Origin of the sequence: Streptomyces sp. AB3(2024) (genome assembly GCF_041862025.1) — a bacterium.
Taxonomy (GTDB): Bacteria; Actinomycetota; Actinomycetes; order Streptomycetales; family Streptomycetaceae; genus Streptomyces.
The window spans coordinates 1-5,209 of the sequence record NZ_JBGWAB010000250.1 but is presented as its reverse complement, the minus strand read 5'-3'; the positions used below and the strand labels follow the sequence as shown (position 1 = coordinate 5,209).

Below are 5,209 nucleotides of genomic sequence, written 5' to 3'. Positions count from 1 at the left end.
ACATCCACCAGACCCGGCAGACCCGCCAACCGCTCCGCCTGCGCCCGCAACGCCCCCGCACTCTTACCCGACAGCACCCACGGCACCACCGGCATACCCGACCGCGCCCCAACCCCCGAAACCACCGCAGACTCCGGCGCCTGCTCCACGATCACATGCGCGTTCGTCCCGCTGAACCCGAACGACGACACACCCGCACGACGCGGACGATCGGTCTCCGGCCACGCCGTCGACTCCGTGAGGAGGGCGACCGCGCCGGACTCCCAGTCCACGTGCGGCGACGGCGCGTCCACGTGCAGGGTCTGCGGAAGCACCCCGTGGCGCATCGCCAGCACCATCTTGATCACACCGGCCACACCGGCAGCGGCCTGCGTGTGACCGATGTTCGACTTCACGGACCCCAGGAGCAGCGGCTGCCCCTCCGGCCGCTCCTGCCCGTACGTCGCCAGCAGGGCCTGCGCCTCGATCGGGTCGCCGAGGGAGGTGCCCGTACCGTGCGCCTCCACCACGTCGACCTGATCGGTCGAGAGCCGGGCGTTGGCGAGGGCCTGCCGGATGACGCGCTGCTGCGAGGGGCCGTTCGGGGCGGTGAGGCCGTTGCTCGCGCCGTCCTGGTTGATGGCGCTGCCGCGGATCACGGCCAGCACCGGGCGGCCGTTCTTCCGTGCGTCGGAGAGCCGCTCCAGGAGCAGGACGCCCACGCCCTCCGCCGGGCCGAAGCCGTCGGCGCCGGCCGCGAAGGCCTTGCAGCGGCCGTCGGTGGACAGCCCTCGCTGCTTGCTGAACTCCACGAACAGGCCGGGCGTGGACATCACGTGGACGCCGCCGGCCACGGCCAGCGAGCACTCCCCCGCCCGCAGGGCCTGCGCGGCCAGGTGCAGGGCGACCAGCGATGCCGAGCAGGCCGTGTCGACGGTGACGGCCGGCCCCTCCAGACCGAAGGTGTACGACAGCCGGCCCGACAGCACGCTGGAGGCGTTGCCGGTGCCCAGGTGCCCCGCGTAGTCCTCGGCCGCTTCGAGGAGCGGGGTGAGGTAGTCGGAGCCGTTCATGCCGACGAACACGCCGCACTGGCTGCCGCGCAGGGCGTTCGGGTCGATGCCCGCCCGCTCGAACGCCTCCCACGAGGTCTCCAGCAGCAGCCGCTGCTGCGGGTCCATCGCCATCGCCTCGCGCGGGGAGATCCCGAAGAAGTCGGCGTCGAAGGCGGAGGCACCGGTGAGGAATCCGCCCTCGCGGGTGGTCGAGGTGCCCTGGTCGTCGGGGTCGTCCGAGAAGAGGTGGTCCAGGTCCCAGCCCCGGTCCGCGGGGAATTCCGTGAGCGCGTCGCCGCCGCGGACCAGCAGGTCCCAGAGTTCTTCGGGAGAGCGCACCCCGCCGGGGAACCGGCAACTCATGGCCGTGATGGCGATGGGCTCGTGGGCCTGGCTCTCGATGTCCCGCAGACGTCCGTACGCCTCGTCGAGATCCGTCGTGACCTTCTTGAGGTATTCGCGGAGCTTTGCTTCGTTCGCCACTGGCGCTTCACCTGTTCGCGTGATCGAGACCGTGGTGGGGACGGGCTCAAGGGAATTCAATGGAGTTCAGGGGAATCCGAGGATATGGAGGAATTCCGGGAATCCCGGGGCCGTACCGCCGGAACAGGGGTTCCGGCGGTACGGCCTGGGGGTGGTTGGGGTTCAGCCCCCGAACTTCTTGTCGATGAGGGCGAACAGCTCGTCGTCGCTGGCGTCCTCGATCTCCCCGGCCGCCGTGCCGTCGGCGGCGGTACGGGCGTCGTTCCACTGGGCCAGGAGGGTCTGGAGGCGCACCGCCACCCGTGCGTGGGCCGCGTCGTCACCGGCCGCGACGGCCAGTTCCGCCGGGTCCAGCGAGGAGAAGGTGCCCTCCAGGCGGTCGAGGTCCTCCAGTACGGACAGCCTGCGTCCGCTCGTGCCCTCGGGGGCCAGCTCGTCCAGCAGGTGCCGGGCGAGCGCGGCCGGGTTCGGGTAGTCGTAGATCAAGGTGGCGGGCAGCCGGAGCCCGGCGGCCGCGCCGAGCCGGTTGCGCAGCTCGACCGCCGTCAGCGAGTCGAAGCCCAGCTCCTTGAACGCCTGCTCCTCCCCGATGTGTTCGGCCGACTTGTACCCGAGTACGGCGGCCACCTGGCCGCGCACCAGATCCAGTACGGTCCGCTCCCGCTCGGCGGGGGACAGCCCGGCCAGTCGCTGCGCCTGGGTCTGCTCGGCTCCCCCGTGGGACGCGCCCGACTCGGCCGCGCTCGCCCCGGCCGGTACGGCCGTCGGCCGCCGCCGGCGGACCGGGGTGCGGACCAGGCCGCGGAACACGGGCAGGATCCCCCCGTCCGCCGCCCGGGCCCGCAGGGTCGGCAGGTCGACCGCGACCGGCAGCAGCACCGGCTCGGTGTCCGCCGCCGCGAGGGCCGCGTCGAAGAGCGCCAGGCCCTCGGCCGCCGACAGGGGCGCGACACCGCCGCGTGCGGCACGTGCCCGCTCCGCCTCGGTGAGCCGGCCCGCCATCCCGCGCTCCTCCGCCCACATGCCCCACACCAGGGACAGGGCGGTGAGGCCGCGGGCCCGCCGGTGCCGGGCGAGGGCATCGAGGAAGACGTTCGCCGCACCGTAGTTGGCCTGGCCGGCGCCGCCGAGGGTACCGGCGGCGGCCGAGAACAGGACGAACGCCGACAGATCGAGGTGACGGGTCAACTCGTGCAGGTGCAACGCCCCTTCGACCTTGGGCCGCATCACCCGGTCGACCCGCTCGGGGGTGAGCAGGTCCACGACCCCGTCGTCCAGGACCGCCGCCGTGTGGACGACCGCCGTCAGCGGCCGCTCCTGCGGGACGGAGGCCAGGAGCGCGGCCAGCGCCTCCCGGTCGGCGACGTCGCAGGCCGCCCAGGTGACCTCGGCGCCCAACGCGACCAACTTGTCCGTGAGTTCGGTGGCCCCTTCGCTCTCGCCGCCCCTGCGGCCGGTGAGCAGCAGGTGACGCACGCCGTGTTCGGTGACCAGGTGGCGGGTCAGGAGGCCGGCGAGCCCTCCGGCCGCCCCGGTGACCAGGACCGTACCGCTCGTGTCGATGCGGCCCGCCGCCCCGTCCGCGCCGGTCGCCGCCCCGGTACGGTCCGCCGCCGCCACCCGTGCCAGGCGGGGGGCGTACAGCGCCCCGCCGCGCACGGCCAGTTCGGGCTCGTCCGAGGCGAGGGCCCCGGCGAGGGCCCGGCCGGAGGCGTCCGCGCCGTCGAGGTCGACGAGCACGAACCGGTCGGGGTGTTCGGTCTGCGCGGCCCGCACCAGACCCCACACCGGGGTGCGGGCGAGGTCGCCGGCCTCGGTGTCCGCATGTGCGGCCACCGCGCCGCGGGTGACGACGGCGAGGCGCGCACCGGCGAAGCGGCCGTTGCCCAGCCAGTCCTGCAGGGCGGCGAGCGCCCGGTGGGTCACGTCGCGCGCTCCGTCCGCCACCGTGTCGAGGGCCGCGACCCCTGCGGGGGCGGTGCCTTCGGGTGCCGTGAACGGCACGACCACGGTGTCCGGCAGCGCCTGCCGTCCGGCGATGACGGCCTCGTCCAGTGCGGCGAGGTCCTCGTACGCCGCCACGGGGACCCCGGTGCCGCCCAGTGCGGCGGCGAGGCCCGAGCGGGCGCCGGCGTCACCGACGACCACGAGGGTCGCGGCGCCCGCCCCGGCCGGCACGGTCGTCCGCACCCAGTCGAGGCGGAACAGCGCATCGTGCGCCCCGTACCCGTCGGCCACCGCGAACCGCTCGGCGTCGAGCTCCCGGATCACCAGGGCCTCCACCGAGGCGACGGGTGCGCCCTGCTCGTCGGCCAGTTCCACCGAGACCGTGTCCGTGGCGCCGGGAGTGACGCGCAGCCGCAGGGTGTCGGCTCCGGCCGCGTGCAGCCGGACTCCGCGCCAGGCGAGGGCCTCGCGGGCGAGGGTCCCAGCGGTACCGGTGGTGGCTCCCAGCGTCTGCACCGCCGCGTCGAGGAGAGCGGGGTGCAGGGCGAACCCTGCGGCGGAGGAGCGCAGTTCGTCGGAGAGCCGGGCCTGCGCGAAGACCTCGTCGCCGCGCACCCAGGCCCGGTCGAGGGTCCTGAGCGCCGTCCCGTGGTACAGCCCGGCGGCCGCCAGACGGTCGTACAGCTCCGCGACCGGCACCTCTTCGGCGTCGGCGGGCGGCCAGGGCCCGGTGGCGGTGGCGGCGGTGGAGCCGCTGCCCTCCGTCTCGGCCCCGGTCTCGGTGAGGTGCCCGGTGGCGTGACGGGACCAGGTCCCGCCGTTCGCCGCGCCGCCGTCGCCCGCTTCGGTGCGGCTGTGCACCTGGACGGTACGGCGACCGGTCGCGTCCGCCCCGCCCACGGTCACCCGGAGCTGGACGGCCCCGTCCTCCGGGAGCAGGAGCGGCGCCTCGTGGAGGAGGTCCTCCAGGTGGCCGCAGCCGGCCTCCTCGCCGGCGCGCAGGGCGAGCTCGACGAAGGCCGCGCCCGGCACGACCGCCGAGTCGGCCACGACCTGCTCGGCAAGCCAGGAGTGCGTACGGCGGGACAGCCGGCCGGTGAACAGGAACCCGCCGGTGTCGGGCAGTTCGACGGCCGCACCGAGCAGGGGGTGCCCGGCCGACTCGATGCCGAGTGAGACGGCGTCCTGCGACGGGGCGAAGGAGTCGACCCAGTAGCGCTCGCGCTGGAAGGCGTACGTGGGCAGGTCGGCGCGGCGGGCGCCGCTGCCGGCGTAGAAGGCCGTCCAGTCGACGGTCACACCCCGCGTGTGGGCCTGCGCCAGGGCGCCGGCCAGGGCTTCCGCCTCGGCGCGACCCTTGCGCAGCAGCGGCGCGAAGAGGGCGGCGTCCTCGGTGACGCAGTCCTGGGCGAGGGCGGAGAGCACCCCGTCCGGACCGAGTTCGAGGTACGTCGTGACGCCCGCGGCCTCCAGGACACGGATGCCGTCCAGGAAACGGACCGCCTCACGGACGTGCCGGACCCAGAACTCGGCCGAGCCCATCTCGTCCGAGACCAGGGCACCGGTCAGGTTCGACACGACCGGAATGCGCGGGGCGGCGAAGGTGAGGCCCTCCGCCACCTTGCGGAAGTCGTCCAGCATCCCGTCCATGTGCGGCGAGTGGAACGCGTGGCTGACCGTCAGCCGCTTGGTCTTGCGGTCCGGGAAGGCCTCGGCCACCTTGACCGCCGCATCCTCGTCACCCG

2 protein-coding genes are annotated in these 5,209 nt (G+C 74.5%); both read right to left on the bottom strand.

Going from position 1 to position 5,209, the window contains the following annotated elements; genetic code table 11:
* Positions 1-1,517: type I polyketide synthase (locus tag ACEPPI_RS39755; RefSeq protein WP_373920126.1), on the bottom strand; the 1,517-nt coding region annotated here is incomplete at its 3' end.
* A 162-nt stretch (positions 1,518-1,679) separates the two neighbouring features.
* Positions 1,680-5,209 (bottom strand): SDR family NAD(P)-dependent oxidoreductase (locus tag ACEPPI_RS39750; protein WP_373920125.1); only part of this gene is annotated, 3,530 nt, incomplete at its 5' end.